15 protein-coding genes are annotated in these 15,227 nt (G+C 49.2%); 11 read left to right on the top strand and 4 right to left on the bottom strand.

The genetic code is table 11. From position 1 onward, the window contains the following. Positions 1-121 precede the first annotated feature (121 nt). The 6 genes from ACAN56_RS30925 to ACAN56_RS30900 all read left to right on the top strand — a co-directional run bounded on the left by ACAN56_RS30925 (position 122) and on the right by ACAN56_RS30900 (position 5,668). Complete coding sequence (locus ACAN56_RS30925; RefSeq protein WP_379147647.1) at positions 122-1,096, top strand: NAD-dependent epimerase/dehydratase family protein; 975 nt, start codon at positions 122-124, stop codon at positions 1,094-1,096. Between the two features lie 102 nt (positions 1,097-1,198). Next, complete coding sequence (locus ACAN56_RS30920) at positions 1,199-1,555, top strand: nucleotide excision repair endonuclease (RefSeq protein ID WP_038597878.1); 357 nt, start codon at positions 1,199-1,201, stop codon at positions 1,553-1,555. Between the two features lie 238 nt (positions 1,556-1,793). After that, on the top strand, positions 1,794-2,516 hold the full coding sequence (locus ACAN56_RS30915) for a hypothetical protein (RefSeq protein WP_038597876.1): 723 nt from the start codon (positions 1,794-1,796) through the stop codon (positions 2,514-2,516). Positions 2,517-2,521: 5 nt separating this feature from the next. After that, positions 2,522-3,823 carry a polysaccharide deacetylase family protein gene (locus ACAN56_RS30910; RefSeq protein ID WP_379147644.1) on the top strand — a complete coding sequence of 434 codons (1,302 nt, stop codon included), beginning with the start codon at positions 2,522-2,524 and terminating at the stop codon, positions 3,821-3,823. 336 nt (positions 3,824-4,159) lie between these two features. Further along, complete coding sequence (gene rlmN / locus ACAN56_RS30905) at positions 4,160-5,257, top strand: dual-specificity RNA methyltransferase RlmN (RefSeq protein WP_341097154.1); 1,098 nt, start codon at positions 4,160-4,162, stop codon at positions 5,255-5,257. A 123-nt stretch (positions 5,258-5,380) separates the two neighbouring features. Further along, a complete protein-coding gene (locus ACAN56_RS30900; protein WP_038597869.1) occupies positions 5,381-5,668 on the top strand; it encodes a DUF6509 family protein in 288 nt (95 codons plus the stop codon). A gap of 110 nt (positions 5,669-5,778) precedes the next feature. On the opposite strand, the gene ACAN56_RS30895 is transcribed toward ACAN56_RS30900, so the two are convergent. Both ACAN56_RS30895 and ACAN56_RS30890 read right to left on the bottom strand, forming a co-directional pair. After that, positions 5,779-6,528: an esterase family protein gene (locus tag ACAN56_RS30895; protein ID WP_038597867.1), complete on the bottom strand. Its 750-nt coding sequence runs from the start codon at positions 6,526-6,528 to the stop codon at positions 5,779-5,781. 13 nt (positions 6,529-6,541) lie between these two features. Further along, a complete protein-coding gene (locus ACAN56_RS30890) occupies positions 6,542-7,711 on the bottom strand; it encodes an ATP-grasp domain-containing protein (protein WP_342437622.1) in 1,170 nt (389 codons plus the stop codon). A 249-nt stretch (positions 7,712-7,960) separates the two neighbouring features. Between ACAN56_RS30890 and greA the strand changes: the two genes are divergently transcribed. Next, entirely contained in the window at positions 7,961-8,446 is a 486-nt protein-coding gene (gene greA, locus ACAN56_RS30885) for a transcription elongation factor GreA (RefSeq protein ID WP_038597863.1), read from the top strand. A 152-nt stretch (positions 8,447-8,598) separates the two neighbouring features. Here the strand turns inward: greA and ACAN56_RS30880 are convergent, their stop codons facing one another. Continuing rightward, complete coding sequence (locus ACAN56_RS30880; RefSeq protein ID WP_379147640.1) at positions 8,599-9,318, bottom strand: SDR family oxidoreductase; 720 nt, start codon at positions 9,316-9,318, stop codon at positions 8,599-8,601. A 205-nt stretch (positions 9,319-9,523) separates the two neighbouring features. Beyond that, entirely contained in the window at positions 9,524-9,862 is a 339-nt protein-coding gene (locus ACAN56_RS30875; protein ID WP_342437620.1) for a winged helix-turn-helix transcriptional regulator, read from the bottom strand. 179 nt (positions 9,863-10,041) lie between these two features. On the opposite strand from ACAN56_RS30875, the gene ACAN56_RS30870 reads away from it, so the two are divergent. The 4 genes from ACAN56_RS30870 (at position 10,042) to ACAN56_RS30855 (ending at position 15,103) form a co-directional block, all read left to right on the top strand. After that, positions 10,042-10,971, top strand: a complete 930-nt coding sequence (locus ACAN56_RS30870) for an AEC family transporter (protein WP_379147638.1) — start codon at positions 10,042-10,044, stop codon at positions 10,969-10,971. 213 nt (positions 10,972-11,184) lie between these two features. Further along, positions 11,185-12,021 (top strand): hypothetical protein, encoded by an 837-nt coding sequence (locus tag ACAN56_RS30865; protein WP_340896044.1) that lies wholly within the window; start codon positions 11,185-11,187, stop codon positions 12,019-12,021. A 129-nt stretch (positions 12,022-12,150) separates the two neighbouring features. Further along, on the top strand, positions 12,151-13,032 hold the full coding sequence (locus ACAN56_RS30860) for an AraC family transcriptional regulator (RefSeq protein WP_076110935.1): 882 nt from the start codon (positions 12,151-12,153) through the stop codon (positions 13,030-13,032). A 736-nt stretch (positions 13,033-13,768) separates the two neighbouring features. After that, positions 13,769-15,103, top strand: coding sequence for an SMI1/KNR4 family protein (locus tag ACAN56_RS30855; protein ID WP_379147658.1), 1,335 nt, complete (start codon positions 13,769-13,771; stop codon positions 15,101-15,103). Positions 15,104-15,227 lie beyond the last annotated feature (124 nt).

Raw genomic sequence — 15,227 nt, 5'->3', positions numbered from 1 at the left:
ACCCAAACCCAAACCCAAACCCAAACCCAAACCCAAACCCAAACCCAAACCCAAACCCAAACCCAAACCCAAACCCAAACCCAAACCCAAACCCAAACCCACTAATCAGGAGGTAATTAAAATGTTAAACAAAGCTGTCGTGTTAGGTGCAACCGGAGGAACAGGAATGGTCATTATTGCCGAGCTGCTGAAAAGAGGGGTGGAAACGGTCGCCTTTGGGCGATCCCTGCCAAAGCTGGAGCAGCTTGCTGCGAAGCTGACGAACCCAACAGGACTCCGCTTGAAGACCGGCGACGTATTTAAGGCGGGCGATGTACAGGAGGCCGCGCAGGGGGTTGATGTTATTTTCCACTGTGCTTCGGTGCCTTATCACGAGATGAGCACCAAGTTGCTGCCGATGGGGGAAGCGGTCTTGGAGGCGGCAAGCAAGCTAGGAACCCGAGTTGTTGCGGTGGACGGCATTTATCCGTACGGCAAAAGACGGAATGAGCAGCCGATCAGTGAGGATTATCCGAAGAATCCGCATACCAAAAAGGGAAAAGTCAAGCTTGAATTTGAGCGGATGTTCTTCAGCCCGCGCTGGAATCGGGCCAAAAGAATGATCGTCCGCTTGCCCGATTATTACGGTCCTACCGCCAATGAGGCATCGTATCTGGGCTCTACGCTGGAGGCGATTGCCGCCGGGAAACCGGCGATGTTCATCGGAAATATGAGCATTCCGCGTGAATACGTCTACCTCCCGGATGCCGCAGTGATGATGGTGGAGCTGGCGGGCAGGGAGGAAGCGTACGGACAGAATTGGAACATTCCAGGTGCGGGCATCATCTCGGGTAAAGAGATCGTCCGGATAGCCCGGGCGGCTAGCGGATCATCAAAACCGGTTATACCCGTCGGTGCCGCCGGCTTGTCGCTGCTGGGACTGATCGTCCCGGTCATGAAGGAGATTGTCGAGATGCTCTATTTAACGAAGGAGCCCCTTATTTTAAGCGGCAGCAAATATGAACGTACCGTCGGGCCGATTCCGGCCACACCGTTTGAACAGGGAATTACGGAAACGATCCGTGTGCTTAAGGCCCGGCAGGATAAATCTTTGTGAACACGCTTATAAAATACATCAAAGCCGCAGAAGATAGAAATAGTCAGGCCACTTGATCTGTGATACTATTTATTTCTATATACAAGAGGGAAGTGAGCACGAATGATCAGCATTACCATCCCGGCACCGGATGTTACGATTACCAAGCAGGAGAATCCTGTGCTGAGTCATATTTACGGTTTTACGGATTTCCACCTGATTACGCGTGAAGCCGGCGGCATCTTTATGTTCTATAACGACAACGACGAGCTGTTGTTTGTAGGCAAGGCCAGAAAGCTGAGACCCAGAATCAAAAAGCATTTTGAAGATAACGTATCCGTAATGAAGCCCCATCGCGACGAAGTCACCAAGATTGAGGTATGCCTCGTTGAGGATCCGGTCGACAGAGAGATTTACGAAACTTACATTGTGAACAAGCTGAAGGCCAAGTACAATGTGGAGAAAGTCCTGTATAAATAGCAAATGTAGGGCAAAAGGCGTGGTCCAATGGGGCTGCGTTTTTTTTGTGCGAAAAGTTCGGCAACCGTGGAAATCCGGCCTATTGGCGTGGATAATCCCTTCTGTGGCAGCAAATTGGGTCTTTAGATGTATTTAGGAAAGTTAGATATTAAGGCTCACTTACATCCAGGACAAATCATCTATAATAAACTCGTATATGCTCGACATTTTTTGACATTTATAATGAGGTGATATATAGATGGCTGCTCCTTTTTTTAAGAAAAGAGACGCGGTGGACAAGACGCCGAAGCCGGGCATGGTTCAAAAGGTACAATTGGCGGAAAGTCCTCCTGAAGATTCGGAAAGCTATGAAAAGAGTGACAGCCAGAACAGCCTGATTTCGACAGGCAAAGCACAGCTGGACAAGAAATCACTGGATTTAATTTTTGCGGTTGAACAGATGATTCAGGACCGGACGCATGCCGAGACGAATAACCGTGAGCTTCAGGACCGGCTTGCGCATTCCAGCGGACATGTGGAGCGGTTGAACAAGGATCTCAAGAACCTCAACAAGGTGATTGAAGACCGGGAGAAGAACATTATGGAGCTGGAGCAGAAGCTGGTAGAGCGTAATCTGAAGGTGGATCAGGTGCTGGAGGATTACCGCGAGCTTCATATCACTTTTTCTGCAGAGATGGACGAACTCAAGAGCACCATTGATCTGGAGCAGCAGAAATACGTTAACCTTGTGCAGAAGCACAATGAGGTCCATGCGGAGAAGCTCAAGAAAATGAATGAGCTGGAAGAAAAGATCGGACGCCTGGAGACGGAAAATGGCCATCTTCGACAGAAATACGAAACGGTCCGGCAGGAGAAAGCCTACCTCTCCAGCATGATCAGCGATTTCACCAACCGGATGACAGCACCTTTTGGCGGCAGTAGCCTGCCTGCAGAGCGCAGTGATGAGAATGGGGATACATAATATTTATGCCAGTTGAGGAAAAAAGCGCCGCTCTGATGATAGAGTTGCTGTCGCTTGAGCACGGGCAGGACGGTTATCGGATGGAGGTAGGTCTAACCCGCAGCGGTGCCTTTACCAGACATATGGTCCACATAGATGAACTTACATATTTGCAAATGAACGCACTCCCCCCTTTTGAAGGACAGCGGATTCGGCTGTCACTGTATGCGAAGTGGGATCCCTTCCGCCAGACACATTTCAGCTCGCTTATCAAAATGAACCGGACCTTCAGCGAAACGCTGTATTTCGCCTGCTCCGAAGAATATATCTCCTTACTTCATCGTTTGAAGCAGCCGGAATGGGCGGGTGCTGAACAGGTAAAGGACAAGGAGAAGGAAGAGGCAGCAGTGATTCCTTCCCCGGCGGTAGCGGCAGTACCGAAACCGGTTAAGCGCAGCAGTTCCAGGGCTGGGGCCCGGTCGATTGCCCTGCGGGGACTTGTGTTGAGCCTTCTGCTGATCGTATTCTTGCTGCGTATGGACGATGGACTGTTCTCGGACAGTGCCGCAGCGAAGGTGGAAGTCACCCAGTCTGAGGCTGGTGCTCATAGTTCCGAGCGAGATGATACCTTGTCCGCTCCTTATGCCCCTGTGGTGCGGCTGACTTCACTTGAGAGCAGTATAGCCGAGGCAGCCACGGTACCAGTAGTGGATGAGAAAGAAGTGCAGAAGCTGCTGTACGAGGAGATTGAGCTTGGCGGAGACAGCTATGAATACGCCTTGCCCAAGGGATATGTGGCGCTCTCCTTCGATGATGGCCCCTCGAAGTATACCAAGGAGATCGTGGATATTCTGCAGGCGGAAGGCATTGCGGCCAATTTTTTATTTATTGGACAGAATGTGCTCCACTACCCTGAGGCAGTAATCTATGCGGATGCGCAGGGCATGGCGGTCGGCAATCATTCGTGGGATCACAGCGTCATGACCAGGAACAGCGGTGAAGAGAACCGGAACAATCTAAGTCAAGTTAACCATGCGCTGGCACAGCTCATCCAGTCTCCGGTAACGGTCTTCCGTCCTCCGTATGGAGCGGTAAATGAAGAGCTGGCGGCTGAAGTCGGCAGACAGCATATGAAGGTGCTGCTCTGGAACCGTGACCCTGAGGATTGGAAGGCCGACAGCCCGGAGGAGATTCTTCATTATTTCCGCGCAACCGATCCGTCGGGCGGCATCTATCTTTTGCATGAAAAAAACATAACCGTAAAGATTCTCCCTGAAATCATCCAATATCTTAAGAGCAAAGGCTTGAAATTCGCCATCTTTAAATAATTTGCAGGGTTTGAGCGTATCCATCGCACATGGATACGCTTTTTAAATGCCCTACAACTAACTTAATATGTTGTTAGAAGAAGCGAAGAGACTCGCTGTTCTAGACTCCGGAAAATTACTGGAGGGCAACGACCGGCAAGGCTGTCTGGATATAATGTGCATAGCCGGCTGCATGCTGCTCCAGCTGTGTATCGGTAACTTCACGGATACGGGGCTGCAGGCAGGGATTTCCCTTGTTTTAATATACGAAATTTGAGACAATAAGTAGATGTTGTTGGAAGAGTCCTGTCAAGGTAGAATAGATTGAACTTTAAAGTTTTGAAAAGAGGATATGAAATGAATAAAGAATCCATTTATGGATTAACATTGGATCAACTGGCGTCATGGCTATCGGAGCGCGGTCATAAAAAGTCCCGTGCAGCCCGGGTCTGGGACTGGATTTACCGCAAGCGGATTACGGATTTCACGGAGATGTCCGATCTGAATAAGGATTGTGTGCAGCTGCTGTCCGAGCATTATGTATTTCAAACGATGGATGAGCATGTGAAGCAGGAATCGGCTGACGGTACGATCAAGTTCCTGTTCCGTCTAAAGGACGGCAATCTGATCGAAACGGTGCTGATGCGGCAGAAATACGGCTTGTCCGTCTGCGTCACCACTCAGGTCGGCTGCAATATCGGCTGCAGCTTCTGCGCGAGCGGACTGCTGGCGAAGAGCCGTGATCTGTCCAGCGGCGAGATTGTGGAGCAGATTATGAAGGTGCAGCAGCATCTCGATCAGGCCGGACTGGGACAGAGGGTCAGCCATGTAGTAGTGATGGGGATCGGCGAGCCGTTCGATAACTTTGAACATCTACTGAATTTCCTGACGATCATCAAGGACCACAAAGGGCTGGCGATTGCCGGCAAGGGCATTACCGTCTCGACAAGCGGTCTGGCCGACAAGATCAGAGAATTTGCCGATGCCAATATGCAGGTCAACCTGGCGATTTCTTTACATGCGCCGAATAATGAGCTGCGGACACGGATTATGAAGATCAACCGTGCGATTCCTATAGAGAAATTAATGCCGGCGATTGATTATTATCTGGAGAAGACGAACCGGAGAATTACGCTGGAGTACATTCTGCTGAAGGACATCAATGACCGCGAGGAGCATGCGCTGGAGCTGGCAGAACTGATCGGCGACCGGCGTCAGCTGGCCAACGTCAACCTGATCCCATACAACCCGGTGGATGAACACAGTCAGTACCAGCGGAGCGAGCGGGAGTCGGTACGGGCCTTTTTTGACACGCTGAAGAAGCAGGGAGTCAGCGTCAGCACCCGGCTGGAGCATGGCACGGATATTGATGCCGCCTGTGGCCAGCTGCGCAGCAAGCAGATTAAGAAGACCAAAGACAGCAGCGCGGATAAGAACGGGGTAGTTGCCGGGTAAGGCTGGAGACCATTTCAGCGGTTTGCGGACGGCCTGGTTAGCAGGACGTAATCCCTTCCATCACCTGCTAAGGATTTTTGTGATACAATAGCTTGGCAGTGATTAGGAAAGAAGGTATGCGTTGTGCTGACATTTACAAGCTACACCGTGGAAAATTTAAGAGACCCATTCGGTATTTTAAGCGGCAAGCGATATGAGTTCATGATTAACCTGGATGTGCCGGAAGAAGATGAACTGTACGAAGAGAACGGGGTATCGGCCCGCGTGATTTTCAAAGTTGAGGAAGAGAAGAGCGCCATCGTCAGTTACGATCTGCTGGAAACGACGACAGGCCGCGTTTTGGATTTCGATATGGAAGAGGACGAGGAAGCAGCACTGGCCTTGTTCTGTACAGAACATCTGCCGGAGTAAGGAAGTATGCACGAGAACCCCGGTGGCTATGTGAGGCAGTAAGACGGGTTCTGCATAAAAAAGGGGGGCTGCCAGCTATGGCAGCTCCCCTTTTTGCAGCATTATAACGACTATAGGCAGCCGCTGACATAATAATGAATCTGTTTGTTCCACCAAGGCCAGTCATGGTTCACATCGTGGCCCCAATAGTCGAACCGGGCAGGGATCTCCTTGCGCTGCAGCAGTTCCTGCAACAGGCGGGTCTCATGAAGCATTTCGTCCTCATAATCGCCCTGGCCGACGCAAATGATGATGTTGCTGTCACGGTATTGCTGCAGATAATAATCATCCTGAAGTCCCGGCAAATAGTGGAGCGGAGAGTTGAGATAGACGTTGTCGCTCATATAGTCGCCAAAGAAATAATAGGTGGAATAGACGCCGCTCAGGGCGATCAAGGTATCGAAATATTGCGGATAACGGAAAAAGAAGCTGGCACTGTAGTAAGCGCCCATGGAGCAGCCGGAGATGAGAATGCGCTGGTCACTGCCGCCATTGTTCCATTTGCTCTGGTCGAGAATGCCGGGGATCAGCTCCTGCGTGATGTATTTGTCATACTGCTCATGCCGTTGCACTTTGTCCTCGTGATTCCAGTGGGCAGAGAAGAAGGTCTCCTCATCAATGCTGTCGCAGGCCCAAATCTGCAGCTTGCCGGCCTCAATGAATTCAGAGAGCGTCTGGATCATGCCCGAATCCTCGTATTGATAGAATCTGCCGAGTGACGTAGGGAAGACCAGCATCGGTTTGCCGGCGTGGCCGTATATTTTATACTCCATTTCCCTGTGCAAGTTATGGCTGTACTCCTTATGGTAGCTTGTCCTCATCCGTTAACACATCCTATCCCTCTTCTTGTTGAATATAGTTCACGATGTCTCTGACATCCTCTAATGCGGCGGAACGGAATTGATAGGCGCTGTTCCCCATGGCTCTGCTGAATACCTCTTCGATCTCGGCATAATTCACGATCTTGTCGCCATAGGTGCGGTAGATGTCTTCATGGCTGTGGGTGTAATGCTTATGCTTCTTGCGGCTGGCATAGCCGGTATAATATTTGCCTTCATAGGGTCCGCCAACCTCGTTATGTGCGATCATGCTGGCCCATTCCTTATAGATGTCCACGTCGTACGAGAAGTTTATGGCATCGGTCATCCAGGCGCCGGGCGGGCGCATATTCACTTCTAGAGCAATAATCCGGCCATCTTTATTCGACTTGAACAGCTCGATATGGAAGAAACGCTCCTTGATGTCAAAAGCCTTCAGAATGCTTCTGCCCGCCGCCTCAACCTCCGGACTAATCTCCCGCAGACAGAAATAATACAGATGGTTATCGGTGTTGACGACCTCCATCACGCTGTTCTCGAACAGATGGCTTACGGCAAAGCGCACTTCACCATGGATATCGACCAGTCCGTCATAGGTCAGAATGACCCCGTCAATGAACTCTTCGATAATAAAGGGGACCTCAGCGGGTTTGGTGTCAAAAAACTGCTGCAGCTCATCCTCGTTATTGATCTTGTAAGTCATGCTGGCCCCGGAGCCGAGATCGGGCTTCACAACAAGCGGAAAGCCGGCTTCACGGATGAACGCATCGACGCTCTCCCGGGTGGTTCCAGTGGAGAACTGCACGGTGTTGACGCCGCTTTTGCGGAAAAATTCCTTCATCTTGGACTTCTGCTTCAGATTGTAGACGAAATCGGTCTTGGTGCCGTAAATGTTGAAGTCACTGCGGATGGCGGCATCCTGCTCCAGCCAATATTCGTTCAGTGACTCGAACCGGTCAATCTTGCCGTATTTATGTGTGAAATAGCCTACCGCCCGCAAGATCTCCTCGTAATTTTCCAGATCATTCACTTTGTAATACTCCGTCAGCGCGAGCTGCAGCTTGTCCTCCAAGTGTGCATATTCGGCATCACCAATCCCGAGCACCAGCACACCCTGACGCTGCAGCTGAGTACAGAAATCGGCGCTGTTCCTCGGGAAATGAGGGGAAAAGAAAATAAAGTTCACGGCGATCAACCCCTTTGGCTGGAATATAATTCCGAGTTAAATTGTATGATTAATTTAATTTAATTTATCAGGTCCATCCCTATCCGTCAATGTTTTTGGAGAGTTAAGGGGGATTCATACTTCTTCGGCCTTGGCATCTTCGCATTTGTGCCGGTAAAGGAGGAGGAGGTAATTTTCTTTTCTTCTTCGCATGTTTACGCAATATGGGGTAAAATACAATAAAGCAGGCAAAAATAGGAGTTGTAGAACATGTCTAAGTCCAATGAAGAAGTATTCTTGACTAAAGAAGGATTGGCTAAGTTAGAGGAAGAGCTTAGGGATCTGAAGACAGTAAAACGTAAGGAACTGGCAGCCCGCCTTAAGCTGGCGATCAGCTACGGGGACTTGAAGGAGAACAGTGAGTACCACTCGGCCAAGGAAGATCAATCGTTCATGGAAACCCGGATTATGATCCTGGAGAAAATGCTGACGAAAGCCCAGATCGTTGATTCGAGCAAAATGGATCTGAGTGCAGTCAGTGTAGGTTGCATCGTGATCCTGAATGATGTGGAATACTCCGAAAAAATCGAATATAGAGTGGTGGGCCCGGCTGAGGCTGATGTGCTCGACAACAAGATTTCTTATGAAAGTCCGCTGGGCAAAGAGCTGATCGGCAAAAAAGTGGGCGACATCATCAGCGTCAATGCCCCGATGGGCATCATAAAATATGAGCTGCTTGAAATCAAAATGCTGTAACAAACAAAATCCTCATCCCCTTGTCATTTCGCTGGGGATGAGGATTTTTGTTGTAGACAGGTGAGCGCATCTCCGGAATAACGGCATTACGGCGTAACGGCGGCCCGGGGGAATGACGGAACGCAGCTTCCGGGACTGCGGCCCTGCCGCTTTCAGATCAGGCTATGGCCGCCGTCGATATGAAGTACCGTGCCTGTGGTGAATCCGTTATGGATCAGGTAGAGCACGCCTTCAGCCACGTCCGCCGCGGTGCCTACACGCTGTACCGGCAGCTTGGCAGCTGTGCTGCTGTAAAAGGCATTCCGGGAATCCTCCGCCATCCCTGCCCGGGAAGGCGTGTCAATAATACCTGGGGAGACGATGTTCACCCGCAGCGGGGCCAGCTCCAGGGCCAAGGTCCGGCCAAGATTTGCGACAGCAGCATTCACTGCGCCCAGCATGGAGGAGCCGACCATGGATTTGAACGCTACAACCCCCGAGAAGAGGGTAATGGAGCCATTGGGGTTCAGCATCGGAGCCGCATATTTGGCGGCATAATATTGGCCCCAGAATTTATTCTCGAACAGCGAGCGGGCAGTGCTTGTCGGCGTTGCCAGGAAAGGCCCGCCGCTTGTTTCGGCCGCACTGACAACCAGATGATCAAAAGTCCCGGTCTGCTCGAAGAACAGCCGCATCTGCTCCTCATCTGTCACATCCAGTATGTGTGAAGTTACTTTCGCCCCTGTACCGATGGCAGACTTGGCCTGTTCCAGCTTATGCCGGGAACGGCTGGCAATTACAATCTCCGCACCTTCCGCGGCGGCCCGTCTGGCCGTTTCCAAACCGATTCCCGAGCTTCCGCCGACAATAACTACTTTTTGTCCTGTTAACATCTCTTTTCCTCCTCAAAGGTTTATGGAGCATTACTTTCAGACATCCGCCGCAATAAAACTCGCTTCGGAAGCATCGCTAAGCATGTTGTGCTCTGTGAGGAGAGTATATGTCTATAACTTCCTTTTGGAAAGTAGTTACCTTATTGTTATACAGTTTCCAAAAGTATAGTTTTGTGCGGTGGAAGGGTTGCCGGATTAAAGTTTTTTAGAGCGTGAGTCCGTATCGTTTTAACTCGATAAAAATTCCTTCCAGCTGTTCCCCCTTCGCGGTCAGGGTATATTCTACACGCGGCGGCACCTCCGGATATACTGTACGTTCCAGAATGCCATGGTTCTCCAGCTCACGGAGCCGCAGCGAGAGCGTCTTCGGGCTGATTCCCTCCAGGGATTTCAGCAGATCGCTGAAGCGCATCGTGCCTTCGATCAGCAGATCGCGGATAATGAGAAAGGTCCATTTGGTTCCAATAATATCGAGTGTTTTGGCAATGGGACAGGGTTCGCCGGGAGTGCCCTTGGTTATAATGACAGGCTCTGAAAGGTTCATATTCAACTAGCCTCCTGAGTAAATAGCGAGTTTTCTTAATCATATCACAATACTATCTTTTGGGAAGTTATGTGCAGCCATAGGCAGTTTCTATTAAGCATATTGTTTCCATATCTTAGACGGGCCTTGCTTCAGCAGGTATAGTAGGGAGTAACTATAGAACAGAGGAGTCCTGGCCCGTGATTGAGACTGTGTTGTCGACGTTATTTAAGGTCATAGTGCCGCTGTCCATTCCGGTCATCGCCGGAACGCTGCTGGGCCGGTTCAAGAACCTAGATACGAAACCGCTGTTAACGCTCTATTTGTACTTTTTGAGTCCGGCGATCATTCTCGATACGCTGGCTACTGCAGAAATTTCCTTCGACGACGTCTATAAGACACTGTCGTTCTCCTTGCTGAATCTGTTTCTCTTATGGGGCCTGGCCAATGTGCTCGGGCGAATACTGAAGCTGGCTCCGGCGGAAGCCGCCGGACTGACACTGGTCTCCACGTTTACGAACAGCGTCAATTACGGGCTTCCGCTGGTGCTGCTGGCCTTCGGCCAGCTTGGCCTCGATAAAGCATCGGTCTATGTCATTGGCCAGATGGTAATCGTTAATACCATCGGCGTTTATTTCGCTGCGAGATCACAGTTCTCAGTGCGCAGCGCCGTTAAATCCGTGTTTTCGCTGCCGGCCATCTATGCGGCAATTCTGGCCTTGATGCTGCGGGCGCTCGGCCTGCATATGCCGGATGAACTGGCATCCGGGGTCTCGATGGTGGCCGGGGCGTATTCGCCCGTGGTGCTTGCGATTCTGGGCGCGCAGATGGTCAAGGTCAAAGCAGCCCAGACAGAGCGCAATGTGCAGCTTGCCTTCTGGACCGGGATCACGGTCCGCCTTCTGCTGGCTCCGCTGCTTGCCGCACTCGTTTTGCTCCTGCTGAATATTACCGGCACCTTATTTTCGGTGCTGCTCATTCTGGCGTCCATGCCTGTCGCCGTCAATTCCGTCGTGCTGGCCGAACGGTTCAGCAGTTCTCCCTCCCTGGTATCCCGCTGCATTGTATGGACAACGCTGGCTTCTTTCCTGGTGCTGCCGGTGCTTATTGTGGTGGTCGGCGGCGTGTAACGAGCCTGCGCTTCTGCCGCTCCTTTGCTACATTGATTTGTATATATTTAGCTAGATAAGGTACATGAAAGCCGATTCTATAATTGGAGTAACTATGGATTCCCAAAAAACTTTATTTTAACCTATATATCTTTAATAATTCCGATTGTTGGAAAATCCATTAATAAATATAATAGTAGCAAATATAGTTATAGCCAGGAAGGGGAAGCTTAAATGATTCCATTAGATGACGTAGACAAATGCTACCCATTAATAAATGAGCGGGCACAACGTTTTTTGAGTGAGCAAGAACTGAAACAATATCTCTCCCTCCCGCAAAACGAGGTGGAACACCAGCTTAAACTATTGCTGGAAAGTCCGATTGCCCAATTTACCGTTGTAAATGAAGTCTACTTCAGAGCACGTTGGGCGGAGGTTTTTGAAGCACTGCAGTTGGGAGATGAACTGACATTATTGGAGGTGGCTTCCGGCGATGCAGATATGGTTCCCCAGGTCATGGCACGAACCCATCCGAACAGTACATACATAACGGCCAATATGAATAAAAGCCTCACCACCAGTTTGCTTCAGAAAACGCTGGGCCTTCCCCTGCATATGAAAGTCATAGAGGACGATGCAGCTTATCTCGAACAACATCTGTCTTCCGGGTCAGTGGATCTTATCGTTTTTCAGCATGCGGTCAATGATATCATCCAGGCGATATTGTGTGGACAGGCTGGAATCGACACCATACATACAGATTGGATGGAAACTCTGCCGGCCATGATCAAACTTCTTCAGCAGGAGGTTGCCTCAGGTACACTCGAAGTTCATGCCATGCAGCCTTTTATCACCTTGATCCACACTTTATTGATTTTTTTGCGAACAGATGGCATTATCGCTATGAATCATTATATGTTCCAATTAGACCTTGACTGGGGCTACCCATTAGATTTGTTTGAGAATATCATCCCCCTGACCAGACGCTGGCTGAACGGGATTCAGGGTTGCGAAGAGATTTTTATTCCCGGTTTTGACCGGCAATGGTGGATCTTTTTGCAAAAAAGATAAGGATGTTTCACAATCGCGGTGAACCGTATCACAAGTAGGGGCAAGTTTTTCAGACAAAACGAAGCACTTTCGAACAGGAATTCTTTCAGCCGTTCTTCTAGACTGAATAATGAAAGGAGATGAGAGCGAGTGGAAACGCTTCGGTTGCTTCGGCAGGCGATTGATTACGTAGAAGAGAATTTGCAATCGAATATTGAGATCGACGATATCGCAAGGTCCGCGATGTCTTCGAAGTACCATTTTCAGCGGATATTCCATGCCTTGACGGGCTTTACGGTGACCGAGTATATGCGTAACCGAAGGCTCACGCTTGCGGCGGAAGATCTGGCAGGATCGGATAGTAAGGTCATTGATATTGCGCTGAAATATGGTTACGAGAGTCCTGAAGCATTTGCCAAAGCATTTCAACGGATGCATGGCGTAACACCACTTGCGGCAAAGAAAAAGAATGTGAAGCTCAAAGCGTTTTCTCGAATCTCCTTTCAAATTCAGATTAAAGGAGAAACAGAAATGAACTATCGTATTGTCGAGGAAAAGGCTTCAACAGCAATCGGCAAGGTCGTCATCATCAAGAAAGACCCTTTCACGGAGATACCGGCTTTCGTAGAGGTAATTTGGAAGAATGGCACGCATGACCAGATTAACGAGACTGTTGGCAGGCCTGCAGGTTCTCTGTTAAACGGATATTACTTTGATTTCAGCGAGGATGGTACTAAGAGCTATATGACGGGTGTCGAGTTGCCAGAAGGAAGAGGAGTACCGGATGGGCTGAACATCCTTCAGATTCCTAATCAAAGCTACGCGGTGTTCGATAGTCGAGAATCGATTCCAGACGACATGGAGATCGGGTTAGAAATCCTAAACGTCTGGAAACGAATTTATTCGGAGTGGTTCCCATCCTCGAATTTTGAACAAGTTGAAGGACCATGTATGGAGAAGTACTATTGGGCAAATGATGATCACACCGAATCGATTTGCGAAGTATGGATCCCGGTTAGAAGAAAGTCGTAATTTAAGTTTAGGCCGCCATTATGGCGGTCTTCATTATATATAAGATACTTGCCGTTACAGACAGCGCGGTGAACCTTATCACAAGTAGGGGCAAGTTTTTTGAAGAAAAGCTCGCAGGAGCCAGTATTAGCATCATGCGGACCAAAGGAGCAGGGTGGGTAACACTCTAGTCGGAACGGTGCTAAACAGACTTCTGAGAGTTTTATTTGTGCTACAGAGTAATGGCTGGTATCCGTTAGAACAGTACAATTTTATCCCTGGAGAGTGGGCTTACCCCGCTCCTTTCTTTTTGAACAAAGATTATAGTAAAGCGTAACTCCGTTTGAAAGAAAATGAAAGCGGTTACTATTCTCCGCGATGGTCCCGGCAATTGAATTGGCCAGGCATGCAGAAAGAGTAATCAAGGGTACCACCAAAAGGCACTGTAACCAACACGGCAGCGGGCGGCAGAATGCGATCGGAACCATTTTGGGAGAGGAGCGGTATTATCCGGTGTAAAAGTTGAAGTGAAAGATTGTTGCCCTTATCGTATAAACGTATAATTATGAGTGATTAAATGAGCACCCGTCAGGCGGAAGCTTGATCTACAAAAGAAAGGGTCATCCTGTGAAGGGTGGCCCTTTTCAAAACTGCCTTGCATACAGGAACTGTTGTACCTTACGGATATAAATTATATACATACTATCGTTGTGGCAAACAAAGAAAACCTGGCTATAGTCAACAGGAGGGTTCAAATATGTGGTTTGGGAAGAAAGAAACGCAACTGGATCGAATTAAAAACAAATTGAATCAAGCCATGCGCAAAGACACGGCTTTCTCGGAGTTTGGATCATCCTCACATCAATACAGGGTTAATGGGAAGCTTACAGCAAAAGAGCTGGCGGACTGGCAAGCCCACAATCAAGTCACACTTCCTGAGCCTTTCGCGCAGTTTTTAACGAAGGTCGGCAACGGAGGCGCCGGACCCTATTATGGAATTTATTCGATCGAAAAGGCAGCTTCCTATACCGAGCGCCAGGCACTCCTTGCAGAATCCGTTCTGCATCCCGGGATGACCAAAGAGGAATGGAACCATCTGACGGAGACCTTGACCAACGACGAGGACATCCCCGATGAGGAATACGACGACGCCCGTAATAAGGTGCTGGGTGGCATGTTGTGCATAGGCACCCAAGGCTGCGAATACGATATGTATCTCGTGCTTGAAGGGAAACACAGGGGGAGAATTGTGTACACCTCTGATTTTCATCCCGATCATCCCTTTTTCTTTGTCTATGAAGACAACTTTCTGGACTGGTATGAGCGTTGGCTGGATGAAATTATTCTGGATTATGATAACGGGTGGTTTGGCAGTCGTATGCCGGGTGATGAGAATGCGCTGATCCAGATTTATCAGAGCGCTCCAAACGAAGAAATCCAGGCAAAAGCGCTTGATGGAATGTTCAAGTTTAAGAAAATCTCTCAGCCAACCCTTGGTTTTTTGAAAAATATTGCGGAGCAAAGCCCAAAAAATCGGACCACAGCAATTTGGCTAATCTGCAAAACTTCTTTTGATGCGGGTAGGAAATATCTTCTGGAGCTGTTGCAATCGGATAGGCATGAGGGTTTTCTGCAAGCTTTAGAGATTCTGCATGCTTCCAGTAAAACTGTGGATTTAACGGAATTTATTCCAGTGATCTTGCAAAGGTTTGACAGGATTCACGACCCGGAAACGTTGCGTTATGCAGGGTATATCCTGGAAGATTACGGTGCGATTACTCTCCTGAACTTTGCGCCTTTCTTGTGTCACGCCGACCCGAAGATGCAAACCACTGCCATCTATGCCGCGCGCAGTTGCGAGAACAAGCAGGGAAGCTGGCAGATCATTGAACAGATGTTGATGGGGGGCGGCCCGCAGGTTCTGAATAACTCGATTTTATACTGGGGCATTATTCCACATGAGAGGTTGCTGCCTTACTATAAGGCGGTATGGCCGGAGTATAAAAGCAATCCGAATTACAGAGAGAAATTTATCGGTTGTTTGCGGGAACTGCATTTTCCAGATGATTACTTCGACAAAGACGAATTGTGAGAATCGTAATCCATATCGAAATAGAGAGGCTTGGCGCGAAGAGAACATTGGTTCAATCTCTCAAGGAAAAGGTCGTCCTGAAAGGGAGGGGCCTTTCTTGCTGTTTGGACGAGAATAAGGAATA

The organism is Paenibacillus paludis, from assembly GCF_042610515.1.
GTDB lineage: Bacteria > Bacillota > Bacilli > Paenibacillales > Paenibacillaceae > Paenibacillus_AQ.
Note: the sequence above shows the minus strand (reverse complement) of the source record. Positions and strands in the feature narration are given on the sequence as shown.